At 39.2% G+C, this 19,180-nt stretch carries 11 protein-coding genes; 1 reads left to right on the top strand and 10 read right to left on the bottom strand.

The features are described 5' to 3' along the window. The 10 genes from AAC037_RS02895 to AAC037_RS02850 form a co-directional block, all read right to left on the bottom strand. Positions 1–195, bottom strand: a 195-nt coding sequence (locus tag AAC037_RS02895) for a hypothetical protein (protein ID WP_339901506.1), incomplete at its 3' end; no start/stop codon positions are given. Positions 196–323: 128 nt separating this feature from the next. After that, on the bottom strand, positions 324–1,631 hold the full coding sequence (locus AAC037_RS02890; protein WP_339901505.1) for an exo-alpha-sialidase: 1,308 nt from the start codon (positions 1,629–1,631) through the stop codon (positions 324–326). Positions 1,632–1,655: 24 nt separating this feature from the next. Continuing rightward, on the bottom strand, positions 1,656–2,438 hold the full coding sequence (locus AAC037_RS02885; protein WP_339901504.1) for an aldolase/citrate lyase family protein: 783 nt from the start codon (positions 2,436–2,438) through the stop codon (positions 1,656–1,658). A 5-nt stretch (positions 2,439–2,443) separates the two neighbouring features. Continuing rightward, entirely contained in the window at positions 2,444–4,855 is a 2,412-nt protein-coding gene (locus tag AAC037_RS02880) for a Na+:solute symporter (RefSeq protein WP_339901503.1), read from the bottom strand. A gap of 200 nt (positions 4,856–5,055) precedes the next feature. Then, positions 5,056–6,537, bottom strand: coding sequence for a RagB/SusD family nutrient uptake outer membrane protein (locus AAC037_RS02875; protein WP_339901502.1), 1,482 nt, complete (start codon positions 6,535–6,537; stop codon positions 5,056–5,058). Positions 6,538–6,549: 12 nt separating this feature from the next. Further along, positions 6,550–9,936 (bottom strand): TonB-dependent receptor, encoded by a 3,387-nt coding sequence (locus AAC037_RS02870; RefSeq protein ID WP_339901501.1) that lies wholly within the window; start codon positions 9,934–9,936, stop codon positions 6,550–6,552. Positions 9,937–10,936: 1,000 nt separating this feature from the next. After that, positions 10,937–12,472, bottom strand: coding sequence for a RagB/SusD family nutrient uptake outer membrane protein (locus tag AAC037_RS02865; RefSeq protein WP_339901499.1), 1,536 nt, complete (start codon positions 12,470–12,472; stop codon positions 10,937–10,939). A 17-nt stretch (positions 12,473–12,489) separates the two neighbouring features. Next, entirely contained in the window at positions 12,490–14,286 is a 1,797-nt protein-coding gene (locus AAC037_RS02860; RefSeq protein WP_339901497.1) for a SusC/RagA family TonB-linked outer membrane protein, read from the bottom strand. Positions 14,287–14,303: 17 nt separating this feature from the next. Continuing rightward, a complete protein-coding gene (locus tag AAC037_RS02855) occupies positions 14,304–15,986 on the bottom strand; it encodes a SusC/RagA family TonB-linked outer membrane protein (protein ID WP_339901495.1) in 1,683 nt (560 codons plus the stop codon). Positions 15,987–16,132: 146 nt separating this feature from the next. Continuing rightward, entirely contained in the window at positions 16,133–16,699 is a 567-nt protein-coding gene (locus AAC037_RS02850; protein ID WP_339901493.1) for a FecR domain-containing protein, read from the bottom strand. Here AAC037_RS02850 and AAC037_RS02845 point away from each other — a divergent pair. Further along, positions 16,621–19,146 (top strand): SusC/RagA family TonB-linked outer membrane protein, encoded by a 2,526-nt coding sequence (locus AAC037_RS02845; protein ID WP_339901491.1) that lies wholly within the window; start codon positions 16,621–16,623, stop codon positions 19,144–19,146. The genes AAC037_RS02850 and AAC037_RS02845 overlap by 79 nt on opposite strands. Positions 19,147–19,180 lie beyond the last annotated feature (34 nt).

The following is a 19,180-nucleotide window of genomic DNA, read 5'->3' as shown; positions in this document are numbered from 1 at the left end:
AACCGATAATGGGGCTTCAACCATTTTTTCATTTCTATCAGGCAAGGCGATGTAAACCTTTCGATTAGAAATCTCGATTACAGTATCTTTCGGAAATGATATTGCATAGGAATTGGTATAATTTATAAAAATTAGAAAGCAGATCACCCAGTGCAATGCCCGAGACAATTGAAGCAAGTTTCTGATTACCAACATTGATCTTTTTGATTTAGGCTATTATTTTCCTCTTTTCTATCCATTTTTAGAAATGGTAGTATTTAAACATACAAATAGCCTCCATAATGGACGAGTTTTAATTATTGCATTAAGGGCTAAGAGAAATTTCATAAGATTTTAAAATACTTATTAGACTGATTCCAATGAATTTTAGCTACCCAAACACTGCCATCGCTTCCATAATTTTCCACCTCGAGATTTGAGCTAGGAGTTTTTATCTTTCCTGAAAACTGCATCCACTCCGCCACTGTCACCCAGGTTTCGTTAGGGCTAACATTTGTCACACCAAAATTCCCTAATCTGGCTCCTCTTTCTTCAACAATAACCCGCTCTGTATCCCGGATAACACAAAGCTTTTCCGGATCTACCTGAGCCATAAATAAGGGGGCACGGTGGCGAAAGACATGGTCATTGTCTGCCCCCTTTCTGGTATAAACGAGAAACAAGCCTTCACTGTGAGTAACCCAATGTTGTTGGGTATTGTAATTGCCCAAGTTTGTTCCATCGTCAAATTTCCAGGAAACAATCGGTTCGAAATTCAAACCATCCTGACTTTTGCCTACATATCCATTGTGATCGTTACGCATGGTTAGGTAATACTTGCCCTTGAACTTTGTCAAGGAGGGCTCCTGTAAACCTCGGGAATTGTCTTCAATACTAATTTCCTGACCATGGCTTAGGTAATTGAGGTTTTCTCCATCAAAACTACACCGCAAAACAGCTATACGGTCAGATCGCCTGCTCCCATTCGGATGAGGATTAAAATAGATAGGCAATAAAATGCTCCCATCGCTTTCATCATACCTTTGTACTGAACCTGCTCCTGCAAAATAAAACCGCTCCCCACCAGGCATTTGGAGCTTCTTCCAATTGCCCCATTTGTCCTTTTTCTCATCGTATACAGCATAGGAGGTATGTCTTGGACGAGGAACCATAACCTTCCATTCAGGAGTGTAAACCACCGTGTGGCCTATGCCTAATAGTTTTCTAGAGGAAGAATGAAAAGCGGGCCAAAAATCGCTGGCTGCTACAGGATGTTCTTTTCCCTCAATTGTTTCGAAGCGAGGGTTTAACGGAGGTAATGCTTTTGGCTCAGCATAGGACTTTCCTAAATCATCCGTTTGAAATCCGTACATACCCTTGAATACATCACTTCCTGAAATATCATGGGTATTCATCGTAAACAAGACCTTTGGTTTGCCTTTTTTCCCTGCACCAGGAATTATCCCTGCGCGAGGATGAACCCAGCAGTTATTACCATCATATAATTTGGTCGGTATATCATGTTTAAGCTGGTATTTCAATTTTCTTCTATTTCTGAAAGTTTGAAAATTCAGTCCTCCAAGTCCAGGAATAACCATCAGAGAAATACCCTTTGAAACAGAAGATTTTAAGAATTGCCTACGCCTTATCATAACATTCAATTAACTCTAAATTCTTTATGAAACATTGATTCCCAAAGGTTTAAATTCATCTTTAATTTCAGTCAATCGCTTACGAAATAAACTTAAATCACTCGAATAGGTAATTAGCATTGCTCCCATGTCCAATAATTTCTTGGCATGTTCAGATGAAAAGGCAGGTGTACCCCACAATTTACCGGCACTCTTGGCTGAGTCAGCAACTTTTCCCACCGCATCCCAATATCTTGAATCATTGAACTTCCCAGGGAATCCACCTTGAAGACTAAAGTCTCCCGGGCCAAAGAAAAGCAAGTCGACTCCTTCTACTTCTGCGATATCCTGTGCAGCAACAAGTCCTTCCTGATCCTCAATTTGAATCACCAAAAAGGTTCCTTTATTGGAGGATACCAGGTATTCTGACAATGGTGTTAAACCATAATGGGCATCCGGACCTGCGGCATCCAATCCTCTCTCTCCCATCGGAGGAAATTTAATGCTTTTCACTGCAAGCTTTGCCTCCTTTACCGTACGGCATCTCGGATACATGATCCCATTGGCTCCTGCTTCCATCAACCTGGCCATTTGGTTGTACTCACCATTTCCTGGTCTTATCATAAGATCGGACGAACCAACTCTTGCAGCCCTCATCAAGCCATTAACCGTTTCTATAGAATGAGAGTGGTGCTCCATGTCAACCCAAATAACATCCATCCCCATTAAACTGGTAAGTTCGAAAACGGAAGGATCTGTTAAATGAAGCGTTATCCCCAAAACCGGTTGACCTGCTTCCCACTTCGTTAAACATTTGCTACTATTCATATCTTTTATTCTTTTTTATTAATCAAACTAATAGCACAGGCGACAATAGCTCCTGCAAAAAAGGAGAAGGGTAAAACCCAGAGCACCGTAATTCCCAACACACCATAAAATGAAATTGCTACAGCAACAATAATGGCCACTATTCCCCCCAGAAATGTCCCTCTTTCAGTGGCAAAAGGAACAAACAGCGCCATAAAAAACAATACAAACAAAGGTGCCACAAAAAGGTGGGTCACCTTAATCACAATATCAAACAAGTTCCCTTGTACACTGCCTACAAAAAAGCTCAATCCAATTACAATTAATCCAGTTAAGTAGGAAAGGATTTTAATCTGTTGCAATGAGCCTTTGAAGGAAACTTCTTTTTTTCTTTTAAAAAATCGATTGAAAATATCTTCAGAAATCACCGTTGAGACGGAGTTTAAGCCCGAGGAAAGGCTTGACATGGCTGCAGCAAGCAGACCTGCAATCACCAAACCAGATATCCCTACCGGTAATCCTAACAATATAAACCTTGGAAACAAGGTGTCTGACTGTTCACTAAAGGATTGGCCATCGGCTAAAAAATGTTGGTTCTTAGAGAAAAAAGCAAACATTGCGAGCCCCAAAAGACCTAGAAGACCTTTAGCCAATAAATTGGTGTACAAGGAAACTTTTAAAGATTTCCTGGCTGCCTTAATGTCTCTGGTGGACAAGTACCTTTGAATGGCCATTTGGTCGGAGCCTGTGGTACAGATATACCAGGCAAATAACATCACAACTGCATTCCCTATGGTGGTCCTTTCCTGGGTATCAAAACCAAATTGAATAGGCTTCCAGTAGGCCGGCCATTCCGTAGGTATCCATGAACTTACCGATCCAAAATGTATACTTACAATCAAAATACTCAGAAAAGCTCCTCCCAAAAACACTACCGTTTGAACTACATCGGTTACCACAACTGCTTTTAAGCCACCCATTGAAGTATAAACAATGGTTATAACCATTAATAAGATACTGACTAAAGGGACATAACTTGGGTCTATAGGAACAACCGTAAGAAAAGTTATATCAATGGTGACATAAATAATAGTAGCCATCCAAAGGAACCGTAAGGAAAGGAACATAAAGATGGCCAACATCCTGATGCTTAAACCCAGTTTCAATTCCAATATTTCATAGGCACTCGTCACTTTCATTGCCATTATTCTAGGGATCAACCACCAGCCGGCAACAAAATAAACGATTGGAAAGCCTAACATTCCAGCGAAAATTACCGGCCCATATTTGATCATTTCTCCCGGGTAGGACAAATAACTCACGGTACTAAGTAAAGTGGCAAAGAGTGATATGCCAATAGACACGGAATTCATCTTCCTTCCTCCCAATAAATAGTCCTCTTTGGTCTTATTGACCTTTGAGTAGAAATATCCTATGCCCAACATCAGGGCCCCATACAAGGAAATGACGAGCCAGTCAATCCATGAAAGTGTAGCCTCCACCCTTCGTTCAATCCGCAGCAAGGCATAGGCAGCCGTAACTTTTAAATCAATAAGTTGATTATAGGAGGGGTTATCCTTGTCAGGGTTTAAATTGGCCATTTTCTCCAGTAAATCCAGATCAAGATTACTACCTTTCTCGCCCAAGGTATAGGCATATTCTCTTTGATAAATTAGATTGTCCTTGCCCCCATTTGACAAAAGATTCTTTAGCTTTTCCATCCTAGGAACTGATAAAGAATCCTTCGGAGCAGTAATCCAACTTAAAGAAGTCAAATAAACCTGAAAATCAGAAATTTCAGGTTGACTTAATGCCAAATCAGTTAATTGATCCCAATCTGAGGTACTGATCCCTTTTATCTTTCTTAATGCATAAGCAGCTAACTTTCTAGCCCTCTCAGAATGTTCCTCCCCTTTTAAAATTTCCATCAAATCCGCTATGCTTTGCTTTTTTCTGGATTCGGATGAATAGGCATGAGCCCATGTGCTAAATACATATAAAATTTCATCATTTGTCTGTATCTCGATATTGGGAGATATTTCAAGCTTCGCCAGTGCTTCCACCGCATGAATCCTATCTTGTGAAAGGCTGTCCTGATAGACTTCCCTAATTTTATCTATCCAAACCTTTTTAAAATCATCGTTCCCACCAGATTGAGCCAACACCCTCCATATTCCAATTCTATAATAGGGTTCATTGCCAAATTTTAATTCTTCTTTTTTAAAAACACTATCTACGCCTGTCTGATAGTCAAGTGCCAATAGGTACTCTGCTGCATGAATTTTTTCCCACTTCAAATCACTGTACAAAACCGAATGGAGTTGTTCGATGGCATGTTCTCTTAATACTGAAGAAAGCTCCCCTTGGGAATTTGTCTGGTCACTACATGAAATAAGAGGTGAAACCAAAAAAATAAATCCGTAAAGTAAGTTTCTCATATTCTTTATTTTATGGGGCAATCGTAGTTGGGGTTTACCTGTAATAAACTAGGTGGTGAAATCACTAAACAGAAAGTATTCAATGCCATCTGGAGATTACAATTTAGCCCTGCTAATTTGAAACCTCCAAATGGCCTGATGAATTATCCTTTAAACCTCTCAAAACAAAAACTGGGACAGGTATCAAGTATGCTTCTGCTTTATTGAAAACCAGGATTTTGAGTAATAATTGGGTTGGTTTGGATTACTCTTGAAGGAATTGGGTAAAGGTATTTCTCCTTGGTTACATTACCATCAAGTCTATATTCCATCAAAAAATTCTTCATTACGGATAAACCCTGATCAGTTCTAACCAAATCGTGCCATCTCTGGTGTTCAAAGGCAAATTCAAATCTTCTCTCATTTAATATCCAGTTTCTAAATGACGCTTGATCAGGTACATCATTGGTTCCTTTGGGATCCAAACCAGCTCTTTCTCGAACTTGATTTAAAATTTCAAAAGCTTTTCCATTTGGCGTATAAGCAATCTCATTTAGTACCTCTGCGTACATCATCAGTACATCTGTGTACCGAATGACAGGCCAATTTATATCCCAGTTATTCTGTGGACCGGAATTCCCTGAAACAAACTTTTTAGAAAAGGGAGTATAAAACATCACCCCATCGTTTTGAAGCCACTGCATTTGAACGGTGTGGGCAAGCCTTACATCACCCTCTTCAAAACTATTTATGAAATCCTGAGAGACAATTGGGCTTAGCGGAGATCCTCCTGAGGAAACGCCTAAAACAGGGTCGTTTCGGTCAATATTATTGGCCGCTTGAATTCTAGGAATAGGATTACCTTCCCCTTGAGCATCTGAATTAAATTGAACCCAAAAAACGTACTGTTTGCCATTGTCATTGGCAATATCAAACACATCTGAATATTTAGAGAAAAATTCAAATTGCCCTGAATTAATGACTTCCTCTAACAAAACCTTTGCCTTTTCCCATTCACCAGAATTCAAAGGATACCCACTCTTGGTTAAATACACTTTACCCAAAAGGGCTTTTGCAGCCAAAGAAGTAATTCTTCCTTCATCTTGTGGGGCATAGGTTTGAGGTAAGTCCGCTGCTGCCTCTTCTAAATCCGATATGATGGTTGCATAAACCTCTTCTATGGAATTTCGGTCATACTGAAGTGATTCTGTAATAGATAAAGGTTTAGTAACAATCGGAACCCCTCCAAAATACCTTACCAAGTCAAAATAATACAAGGACCTAATCACTTTGGTTTCTGCTTTCATCTGCTCTTTTACCTGATCATTTTCGAAGCTTACTCCTTCAATCTTTTCCAGAAAAACATTACAGTGGTAAATGGATTCATACAAGCCTGACCAAGCAGGGTAAAGCTGCGTATTCTCTGCTGATTCGTTAAAATGGATTATGGAGTGAAAGTTATACAAGAGGGATTGCTGAAAGGTGTTGTCTGAACGTTGCTCTTTCATCAACATTGCATACACACTTGTTTGAGTAGATTGAAGCCCATCGTAGACTCCCATTAAGGCTTGGTTTAATTCTTCCTGATTATTATAAAACCCTTCCACGCTTCTATTAGAAATAGGCGCCAGATTGAGATAATCTTCTGAACATGAGAAAAGAATCCCAAGGGAAATGAATGCATATTTATATATAAATTTCATTTTTCTTAATTATTAAAATGTAATGTTTAAACCCAAAACAAGTGATTTGGCCAAAGGGTAAGTATTTGTTGCGTCAATACCGGGTACCAAAAGGCTGTTGTTCCTTACTCCGGTTTGCGGGTTACCAAAATAATTGTCTTTGGTAAATACATTTTCAGCACTTAAATAAACTCTTAATCCTGATACTGCTCCTTTAAAATTCCCTAAGAAGGACTCGGGAGCATTATAGCCTAAAGAAACATTTCTGATTCTCCAGAAACTACCATCAAACATCCAAAAGGTTGAAGGAGTGGTCAAATTAGAAGTAACAGCAGCCCTTGGCGTGTTTCCATCTCCGGGGTTTTCTGCTGAAACATACCTGTCTCTCCAATAACCTAATACATTTCCTACATGGGAACGACCTGCTCCACCTTGGCTTTCATTAATCAAATTGTTTCCTGATTCTCCATAAGCCATTACACTTAAATCAAAATTTTTGTATTGAATAGTTTGAGATAAGCCCCAGGTAAAATCAGGCTGATTTTTCCCAACGATCTGTTTATCATCATCAGTTATTACACCGTCTTCATTGGTATCTACATATTTTAAGTCACCCACATTTTGTGTTTTTGACTTGGGGCTAGCATTTAACTCTTCTTCACTCATGAAAACTCCGGCTACTGGAATAAGAAAATAACTACCAATTGGAGAGCCTATCTGAGTGATCGTTACAGAAGTTCCCCTTGCAAATCCCGGAATTGAGGCTCCTTCTGGACCTAATTCCAAAACCTTGTTCCTATTAAAAGATAAATTCCCATCAATTCTCCACGAAAAATCACTGGTACTGACTACTCTTGCTCCTAATTCAAATTCCACTCCTTTATTTTCTACTTTACCTATATTTTGCAAAGTGCTACTAAATCCTGAAATGACAGGAATTGGGACGTTGAGGAGTAGATCACGAGTTATACTTCTGTATAAGTCTACACCTAATGTGAATCTGTTTTCGAGAAAGCCCATATCTACACCAATATTCAAAGTGTTGTTTTTTTCCCAGCTTAGCTCAGGGTTACTAAAAGAGGAAGGACTCAAACCTCCTATTAAATTCCCTGTTCCATCACCCAACACGTAATTTGTTTGCGATAGAGTTCCTATATATCCATAGTTGGGGATATTATAATTTCCGGTGGCACCATAACTCGCCCTCAATTTTAAATTATTCAGTGCATTAATGTTATTCATAAAACTTTCTTCCGAGATCCTCCAGCCCATAGATACTGATGGAAACCAACCCCATTTGTTATTGCCTCCAAATCTGGAAGAACCGTCCCTTCTGATACTTGCAGTAACCAGATAGCGATCATTTAAGCTGTAGGTCGCACGTGAAAAATAAGACAAAAGACTGTGTTCACTAGCTGTAGATTGGGCAGCAATTAATTCTGTTCCGGCATTTAACGTTTTGACCAAATCATCCGGAAATCCCCTTACTTCACTAAAAGTATTTTCATTTCGGAATTTCTGAGCGGAAAAACCAGCTATTGCCGTAAAATCATAGTTGTCATTACCGATGGAATAACTCAATAATGTCTCATTCAACAAATTGGTGTTCAATAAAGTAGCAGCTTGTGCGTAGCTCCCATTGTTTCTATTTACATTATTGGTCTTGTAAAAACTATTGCTACCACTCGAGTAATCAGCGGAAGTAGCATTTCTTAAACTTAAATTTTTTATAATTTCTAAATCCACATAAAAGCTTCCGATAGTTCTAAACCGTTTGGTTTTATCATCCGTTTCTTCCAGCCAAGCCAATGGATTAACAAGAATATCTGTTCTCGTATATGGCTCTCCACCGGTATTAATTGTTCCCAAATGAGGTTCAACTATCGGGGCTAAAAATTTAGCCCTTGATATAGGCCCTCCCACATTTTCTGCGTCAGCCTCATTTTGGATGGAATAACTTGGACTTATATTTAAACCAATTTTCACTTTCTCATGAATTTTGGTTTCTACATTTACTTTAAATGAATACCGATTATAATCTGTATGCTTTATAACTCCCTCCTGTTGGAAGACATCTGCATAAACACTATAGGTAGTATTTTCAGTACCGCCAGAAATTGATAATTGCGAATTGTGTATGGGGGCAGTTCTTGAAATCAAAGCTTGCCAATCTGTATCCGGAAAACTTTCGGGATTGGAAATCCATTCTGGGTTTATTCTGCTCCCTCCAGGTCTTTCATCATAGGGAACATTAGGGTCTCCTCCATTCAATAAATACGTATTGTTCCTTTCCTCAACAGCAAAATCTATCCACTCATCCCTATTTAATACATCATAAGTTTTTGCAACTTGTTGAAAGCCATATCTGGTTTTAAATGATACAACAGGGGCTCCGGAAGCCCCTCTCTCGGTAGTAATGATTACAACACCATTGGCACCTCTTGATCCATAGATGGCTGATGCAGCAGCATCTTTCAATACTTCTATACTTTCTATATTGCCTACAGCAATATTATTTAAATCCCCTGAAATGGGCACACCATCCACAACATACAATGGTTCTGATCCTGCAGTTATAGAGCCAGTGCCTCTCACTTTTATACTCAATGCTCGGCCTGGTTGACCTGAAACCTCCTGAACCCTCACTCCCGCCAATGCACCTATTAATGCCTGGTCAACCCGAGTTATCGTTCCTGTTCTGTCTTCAAGCTTTTCTCCGGAAAGTTTGGCTACAGCCGTAGTCAGATCCCTACTTTTCTGGGTTCCGTAACCCACGACCACCACTTCATCCAAAGAGGATTGATCCTCTGACATTGTTATGGTAAGCTTGCTTTGGTTTCCTATTACCACCTTTTGAGGCTCAAAACCGATAAAAGAAATCAATATCTCTGCACCTTCTTCCACATCTAAGCTAAAGTTCCCGTCTATGTCAGTAGCTGTACCTGTATTGGTACCAACGATCAGAACGGTAGCACCAGGTATTGCCTCTCCATTTTCGTCCGTAACCGTACCCGTAATCGGTTTAAATTCTCTAATTATAGGATTTTTTGCTACAGTTTCAATACGCTTGATTACATCAATCGTATTTTTCATCTGAGGAAAGCTATGTTTTAATTGATTGCCTACAACGATCAAGCTCTCTTCTACAGTTCCTTTCTGTATATCGAAACGTACAATCTGGGACTTGTCTAACCTTTGATCATCAAATGCAAATTTAAAAGGAGTCTTCCTTTCTACTTCTTTAAAAAACTCCCCTATACTTGATGGGGCTGATATCCGAATGGTTACTTCCTCTATGCTTCTATACTGGGCTTTTGCATGTATAACACTGGTGAAATTAACCACCAACATTAGGCAAATTAAACCGTACAATAAGCCTCTAGACAACAACAAGATTGTCTGAAGTAATTTTCTTTTCATATTTTTAAGGGTTTATTGGATTTTATTTCAAATTTTAATGTGCTTGTTCCCTTGACGGTACCATCTTGAATTGTTCTCCTCCAATTGAACTCCCACGTCTTCTTTAAATCCATTTCGAAAATTGTCGATGAATTATGCGATTGGATTTATTTAGTAAATATTTATTCGCATTGATTGTATTACTAATTGTAAATCGTTGACACTTGATTTCAAAAAACAAATCAATTTCACCCTTCAAAGAGAGATATTTATCCAAATATTGACTGATTTCATAAGCAAAAAAATCGTTAAAAAACTGCATATATTTCTGAATATATATTACACAAATATCAGAAACAATATTACCCCATAGTGTAATCCTTTCCATGAAGGAGTATCCAGAATTTCTGAAATCAGGAATTTCACCTGAAAACGGATCAATTTTAAATAGCGGCATTGAAGGGTTTATTGAAATATTGTTTTTCAATATAAGGATAATTCGGATAAAAAATAATAACAAAATATATTTTAAAAACTAAAATTGTATAATTTAATTTGAGAACAATTCGGTCTAATGCCTCCTATTTCCACACAGTCTAGAAAATCAAATTTCCTTTTAACGATTCGTTTTGAACTAGTTTTGATAAAAGGTATAACAGTTGACCACAGGTTTCCTCAAATTAAATCACTTCTTCCACCAAGCTGGAATTCACCATAATTTTAAAATTAAATGCGCTTTTTTTGAACTTAGCACCTGTAGAAGGTAATTCTCCATGAATTGTTAGGAGTCTAGCCCAATTTTCCGGAAATACCAACCTTAAATCAGGCAGGAGACCGTAACTGTCGTTTAAAGAACTCTATTAGTAGGCTAGTTGAGATTGATCGATTATAGATAAAACATTTGATAGTAATAGATCTACCACTTTAAAAAATACCTTCAGAAAAAAGTAAAAACCCCAGAGCTGTCAGTATTTTTCATACCACATTCTGGGGTCTAGGTTAAATTTTAAGGAAAAGGATATTAATATCCGGCATTTTGATTCATATTCTCATTTTCTATAACCTCGATTTCTGGCAATGGAAAATTTACATGGTAATCTTCAAATTCGAGATCAATTCTTTTACTATCGAAGTCCCAGGTTAGCAAATCGATTTCACCAGCCATATGTCTTCTTCGCAAATCGTACCATCTATGCCCTTCCTCACAAGCTAATTCCATTCTTCTTTCTTTGAAAATCCAATCCAAAACAGTATTATCATCCATACCCGAAAGTGAATAATCTGCTGGTTCTGGTGACGGAATTCCATTTTCTACGGACATTCTTGCACGTTCCCTGATTTGATTTATAATGGTAATTGCATCAGAAAGATTACCTCCCGAGCGTACTATGGCCTCTGCCTTTAAGAGTAGTACATCTGCATACCTAAGAATTCTTGGGTTGTTACGGCTGGATCCATTGGCTCCACCAGGAGCATCGGTCCAATTCCCATCTTTGATATATTTAACCACATTGGTGACTAGGCCGGGCTCCATGTCAAAAATATAATTAATTCTAGGATCTTCTTTATCAAATTCATTGATAAGTGAAGGAGTGGCAGAATAAACAGCATTACCTATCCAGGTGGGCCTTCTAGCGAATTGACCATAATAGGCACCAATATCTCCCACTACAGCAAAGCTGTCATTGTCCAAAAATGCATTATTCATGGACGACTGATTATTGGCCTGAAACTCAAATAGGGATTCTTCATTATTTTCCATGGCTGCATTAAAATTATCTCCATAATTGGCAGTTAGAGACACGCCATTCATGGCATCAAAATCCTGAATAGCAGATATGAAATCTGTATTATCCCCTGCGACAGTTCCTCTAAAGACCAATATCTTCCCCCTGAATCCCAATGCTGAATTACGGGTGACCCTCCCAGAATTGGCATCATCCCAGATTTCTGGTAATAATTGCGCAGCTTCTTCCAGGTCATTAATGGCCTGATCCAGTAATTCCGTTCCTTGAGAATTGGGTGGAAATGCATTTTCAAGTGCAACAATTCTTTCCTTCACCAAAGGAGCTGTCCCATAAGTATTCCAAAGCCTGAAGTACATCCAGGACCTTAAGAACAATGCTTCACCACGATGGTAATCTCTTAATTCAGGTTGATTTTCATAGGCAATGGTTCCGTTTTCTTCAATTTTTTCAAGTAAGGTATTGGCCCTTGAAATTAATTGGTAAGAAAACCTGTAAAAGTTATTTAATTGCCCATTATTTCCGTTAAGACCTGAAAAAAACTCATAAGCATGATTGGCTTCCGTGGTAAGATCATCACTGGGCAACTGCCAAATTCCCTGCAAAAAATTATTCTGACCTCCTCTGAAAGTATAAAAAAATGTTACCTTTTGATATACCCCCAATACAGCCTGAGTCATTTGATCCTCTGTTTGGAAAAACCCTGCCTCCGTATCTCCAATAGGATCCAATTCGATTGTAGAATCATCACAGGAAGTAAAAATAAATCCTGCACAAATTATGAAACTAATAATGTAATATATGTTTTTCATTTTTATTTCGGTTTTTATTAAAAGCCAAGGTTAACACCCATGATATAGGTAGTAGGTGTAGTATCGTTTTCAGGATCGAGTCCAGGAAAAGGGCTAAATACTAAAAGATTTTGACCCATCATATAGACCCTTAAATTACTTACACCTAGTCTTGAAAGTAGGTTCCCTGATACATTATAACCCAACTGAAAATTTTGGAACCGGAAAAACCCGGCATCTGTCACATGCCTGTCGGCTATTCGGTTATTCCCTGAGGGATCATCAGTAATTGCCCTTGGAATCGTATTTGAAGGATTGGTTGGGGTCCAGCGGTCTAAGTAATCTACCAGGAAATTTCCACCTCCAGCACCTACACTTTGAAGCCCATTGGTGAAAATCCGCTGAACGTCTCCCATTCCCCTGAAATCTATAGTGAAATCAAAATTATTATATTTTAACCCTAAATTTATGCCGTAATAATAGCCTGGAATGGTCTTCCCAATAAAAGTCTGGTCAAAGGCATCCACTCTTCCGTCCGGATTTGGGCTAAAAAACGCATTTTCCCCATCAGATGCTTCAGGAGGCCCTTGAATATCCACAAACCGAATATCTCCAGGAGATTTTTGGGCTTCATAACCAGGATCATCATTGGCTTCCAGCCAATTGGCTACTTCCTCTTCGGTTTGGAAAATGCCATCAGTGATATATCCCCTCAAAAAATTCATTGATCTTCCTTCTTCTATTCTGTCATAATTTCCTCCCGAAGGCCTGCCTTGGTATAGGTTGGAAACCCTATTTCTAACAGTAGTCAAATTGGCACCTATTGAATAATTGAATGGACCCAAATTATTCTCGAATGACCCCTGCAATTCAAACCCTCTATTGTCTACGTTGGCAAGGTTGACCACCGGTTGAGACAAAGCTCCTATTACCTGAGGGATATTAATTGTCTGCAGGATACCATCTGTATATCTTCGATAGTACTCCATCGTAAGTGAAAGTCGGTTATTGAACATTAAGGCATCTATACCTATATTGGAAGTAGTGACAGTTTCCCAACTCATGTCTACTATAGGGAAATCACCCAAAGCTGCAGCAGACTGAATCAGTCCATCACCTATAGCACTTCCTCCGGACCCAAGAGCGTATACAGGATTAAAGTTAACCAGGGACAAATACGCAAAATCACGCGTCTCTTGATTTCCTGTTTTTCCCCACCCAATTCTTAATTTCAAATCATTAATAAAACTTTGATTTGCGAAATTCTCGGACGAAATTCTCCAGGCAGCACCAAAGCTGGGAAAAGTTCCCCATTTGTATCCATGACCAAATTTAGAGGTGCCATCCCTTCTGACAGTGGCATCAAGGTAGTATTTGCTGTTGTAATTATAACTCAATCTTCCCATATACCCTTGAAGACCTGATGGTGACCGTTCAAAAAGTAATCCTTTATCTTCTCTAGCCCAGCCTTCATCGATCCTTCTTTGATCCCAATCAGGTAGGGGAGAATTTTGATCGATCCCAAACTGGGTATTGTTCCATTGCACTTTTTGGTCCATTGCATTGAGAATCAAATCAATGCTATGGTCACCAAAAGCTTTATTGTATCCGATTAAGAACTCTTTTACAATGTTGATATTTTCATTGATCCTTCTTCGGTAAGTGTTGCCTTCACCGGAATAAGGCACGCCCTGATTGGCTTCAAAAACACCACGCCTTTGATCATAATACCTTTGTTGGGTATTCGAAAATTGATCAAAACTAAATGTACCTCTCAGTCGTAGACCTTCAATTGGAGTAGCCTCTGCATAAAAAGAGCCTATATTCCGAACCATGTCTCTTTGTTGCCTATTCAGTTCAGAAATGGCAAGAAAATTATTTCTCGTGGCACCACCATAACATTGCTTAAAAAACCATCACCTACCATCCTGCCTGGTGTAGCATAGCCTCTAAATCCGGAAGGATCATATAAGGGTTGCCAGGGTGCAGAAAAAGCCGTATTTAACCCTGCTCCCCCATCTTCCTCCGTTTGGGAATACACAAACCGAAACGATTCTCCTACTTTTAACCAACTGGCAATTTGATGGTCCGAATTGACATAGGCTGAATACCTGTTGAAGGTACTGGTATACATCGCATTTTCCTGACCTGAAAAACCTGCTCCAACAGCGTAATTGGACATTTCGTTGCCCCCAGTAATGGAAACATTATGGTCCTGGATAACCGCATTCTTCACCCTTGTAGCATTTAACCATTCATCCGTATAATAAGGACTATTTCCTAAATATTCCGGGGAACTGCTATCATAAAATCGGAAATAATTGGGGTCTGGAGACGCTGCAGGATTATTGTTTAATGCTTCCAAATAAGTTTCTACATAATCCTGAGTATTCATAACATCCCAATCATTTTTTATGTTTTGGACACCATAACGTGATGATATACTGACCTTAGGTTTCCCCTTTGAACCTCTTTTAGTGGTGATAAGAATTACACCATTGGAGGCTCGAACACCATAAATGGCGGTGGCGGATGCATCCTTTAAAACCGATATGGATTCTATGTCATTGGGATTAATTAGGTTAAATACGTTCACATTGCCTCTCAAGTCCTGGTTTCGTGCATCTCCAGAGGCAGCTCCGCCTTCTACCAAGGGTATTCCATCTATAACAAATAAAGGATCGTTGTATCCCAAAGTACTCACTCCTCTAATTCGAATCGATGGCCGGGCATTTGGATTTGAACCTGGATTAGAAACAAATACTCCTGCCATCTTACCCTGCATTGCCATCTCAGGAGTAAGGCTGGCCGTTTTGGTTATCTCCTCTGAATTAATTTGAGAAATAGCACCTGTAAGGTCTTTTCTTTCACGGGTACCATACCCTACAACCACCACTTCTTCCAGAGAGGAATGATTTTCCTCCAAGATAATATTTAAATTCGTCTGATTGGAAACAGTAACCCGTTGGGATTGATAACCTATAAAAGAAATTTGAAGTACAGCCCCTTCATCTACCTCCAAAGTGAAGTTACCTTCTAAATCTGTGGCTGTACCCGTATTGGTTCCCACTACCAGGATAGTGGCGCCAGGAATTGCTTCCCCATTTTGATCCTTCACCGTCCCTGTAACTGTGTCCCACTCCTGAACTATCTGAGGATGGCCACCCTCCTTCTTATGATGAAAAACATCAATAATATGATTTATTTGCCTAAAACGTATATTTAACTGCTTACCTACTGTAATAAGACCTTCCTCAACCGTACCAGATTGACTGTCAAAATGGATAACCTGTGATTGATCTAATCTTTTATTATCGTAAGCAAATTTAAAAGGAGTTTCTCTCTCCACCTCTTTAAAAAATTGCCTAATGGTAAGTAAAGGGGCTGATAAACGGATGGTTACCTCTTCTATACCCTTGTATTGCCCCTTTGCCTGCATGATACTGGAGAAATTGACCAGTAGCATTTGCAAAATTAAGCCATATAAAAAGCCTTTGGACAACATAGTAATTGTCTTTAGTAGTTTATTTTTCATATTTTTGAATGTTTATTGGAATTTATTTCAATATGCTTGGTCTTCAGATGGCTCCATTCCCCAATGTTCTCCATCTTTAGACCTCCCAAAGCCGGTTGGATTTATCCAGCCGGCTTTATTATGGTGGCATTAATGGTATCCTACCCTTATAGTTTAATTGTAACATTTTTCCCATCTAGGTCATATTCAAAATTCTGTACATACCCCATACTTTTCAAAACATTTTCAAGGCTTTGCTTATGGTATTCACCAGAAAATTCCCATGATGCATTCTCAGGATTTTGAACGGCGATCTTTACTCCATACCAATTTTCCAGTATAGCCACAACCTCCAATAGGTTCGATTTTTCGAATAGGATGGTCCCATCTTTCCAAGATGCAATGGTTTGGGTATTGAATTTCCGGATATTTTTTTCTCCTGTAACAGGATCTCGATATAATTCTTCTCCAGGGTTAAGATAGATATCTTCACTTGTGGAAACGTTCTTTATTTTAACTTTACCAGTTACCAATGAAATCCTAATTCCTTTTTCACCTTTTTCCCTTATATTGAAGGAGGTACCTAAAGCAGTCGTCGTCAACCCCTGGGCAACAACCCTAAAGGGTCTTAGGCTATCCTTCTCCACTTCTATAAATGCCTCCCCTTCTAAAAAGACTTTCCGCTCTTTGTTTCCAAATTTTTCAGGAAAGGAAAATTCACTATTACTGTTCAACCACCAAACGAGGAGAAGTTGGAGAAGTGAAAGTTAATTACAACGGCTCCGCAACATTAGGGACAATGCAGCGCCACAATCATACGGTTACTGCAGACCAATTTTTCTACCTCTATGAGCAAGCCTTTACCAATACTCCTAAATATGGCACGCTAGATAAATCAAAGGATTTTAGAGGGGGGAAAGGCACAGGTGCTTCATGGTCTGAAATGCCACATTTATTTGAACAAGTTCAACAAGGAGAGTATTTTATGGACCTGGTTGGGAATGATGGAAATTATTACAAACCCAGGTATTATTCAAACTGGGAGGACATTGCTTTTGATAACTCCTTTTCACAAGATCATTATATTGATGTGAGTGGTGGAACTGCAACTGCAAAATACTCATTTGCTTTGGGGCATACGGATCAGGATGGCCTTTTGATGCAATCTTATTACAGGCGTACCAATGCACGATTTACAACAGATATTGAATTGAATAAATGGTTGGGCGTAAGCACCAATATTTTGTATTCCAGGGCAAAAAACACTAGAGGCGATGATCAACTTCGTACGGTTTCCGAGACCTGGCCAATCTTGCCCACCAAATATCCGGATGATCCTGAATTTGGTATCTATGCAGGTACCTGGAGTACCGGTAGAGATTTTCCGGTTGGAGAAAATTGGAGAAATATTGTGTACACAACTGATCAGAGAGAAGGATACTATCTTAACCAGCAGTTGACTGGAGGCATAGTACTAAACGCTCAAATTACTGACAACTTAAGCTTTAAATCTAATTTTGCCATAGATAACAGAAGTGAGGATAGTAGATGGTTTAATGGAGATTTTCAGGGAACGAGGAGTTCAGATGCCAGAGGAAGTAATCAAAGGTGGTTTTACTGGCAAAATGAAAACTATTTCAATTATGATAAAATTATTGACAAGCATTCATTTTCCGGTGTACTCGGCCTTTCCTGGCAGGAAACTCAAATGGATTGGGTTGAAGCGCGAGCTTCCAATTTCCCATCAAACTTTTATGGTTTTAACAATTTAAATGCTGGTGCCAATACACCTCAAGTGTATTCATCAAATCAAAGAAGTGCTCTTAATTCATACTTTGCACGGGTCAACTATGCTTTTGATAACAAATACATGTTGACAGCAACCGGGCGTATGGATGGTTCTTCAAAGTTTGGCCCCAATAATAAATATACATTCTTTCCATCAATTGGATTGGGTTGGACCATTTCCAATGAAGAGTTTTTGAAAGATAACAGGGTAATCTCTAACCTTAAGGTTCGGGCCAGTGTTGGTGAGACAGGTAATCAGGAGATCGGAAGTTTTGTAACCCAAAGGTATATCAACACGACGAATGTGATGTTTGGGGATGGCTTAAGATCAGGTTTCTATCCGGGATCTACAGGTAATCCGGACTTAAAATGGGAAACTACTTTTCAATGGGACATTGGAATAGACCTTAGCCTGTTCAATGACAGGTTCAATATCGTTGCTGACTACTACCATAAAACAACTAGGGACATGTTGTTTAATCTTCCATTGCCACAATCAAGTGCACCCGGAAGTGCTTTTGTAAACTTGGGAGAAGTGGAAAACAAGGGAGTAGAAATTGGATTGGCAACTACCAATATTCAAAGGCCAAACTTCACATGGGGCTCCCGCTTGACGGTGTCTGCCAATCGGAATAAGATTTTGAAATTAGGGCCTAATAACGCCGACGTTTTTGTTGATACCGGTGCAGGAAATGCTACTTCAGTTTATAGAGTTGGAGAACCAATAGGTTCCTTCTTTGGGCTTAACCGTATGGGTGTATACAGCACACAAGAAGCTGCTTTGGCTGCACGCTATGGCAGGGTACCTGGTGACCTGAAGTTTGAAGACGTAAATCAGGACGGGAAAATCGAATTAATTTCCGATGGTAATATTATTGGAAATTCCTATCCTAGAGTGTATGGTGGGTTTATCAACTCATTCACTTATGGGAATTTTGATGCGAACATTACGATACAGTTTGTCGGTGGAGTAGACAAAGCCATTGTACATGAGTCTGCTGAAGACCGCCAATTTGTGTCAGGTATGGTAAACAGGGTTCTAGACGCCTGGCGTCCCGACCATCAGGAGGGAACAATAGTAGCTCAGGTTAGAGCGGGTAATGCCGGTGCGCGTTACGATTCCTTTACTGATACCCACGAAATTTATAATGCAGCATTTATCAGAGGACAAGCAGCTTCGATAGGCTACACATTTTCTGAATTAGTAGGTATTAGCAATTTGAGGGTTTACTACTCTATGGAAAACTTCTTCCTGTTAACGGCAATAGAGATGGAAGGGTATGATCCTGAAGGTAGTTCGCTGGATAAAGGGCGATCTAATGTTCAGAATATTGATAAATATCAATATCCTAATCCTACAAATTTCATTTTAGGAGTTAATGTTAATTTCTAATCTAAAAAGAGCTAATAATATGAAATACAATAAT

It is taken from the genome of uncultured Cyclobacterium sp., from assembly GCF_963976465.1.
Lineage (GTDB): Bacteria > Bacteroidota > Bacteroidia > Cytophagales > Cyclobacteriaceae > Cyclobacterium.
This window is presented reverse-complemented; position numbering and strand designations above follow the sequence as displayed.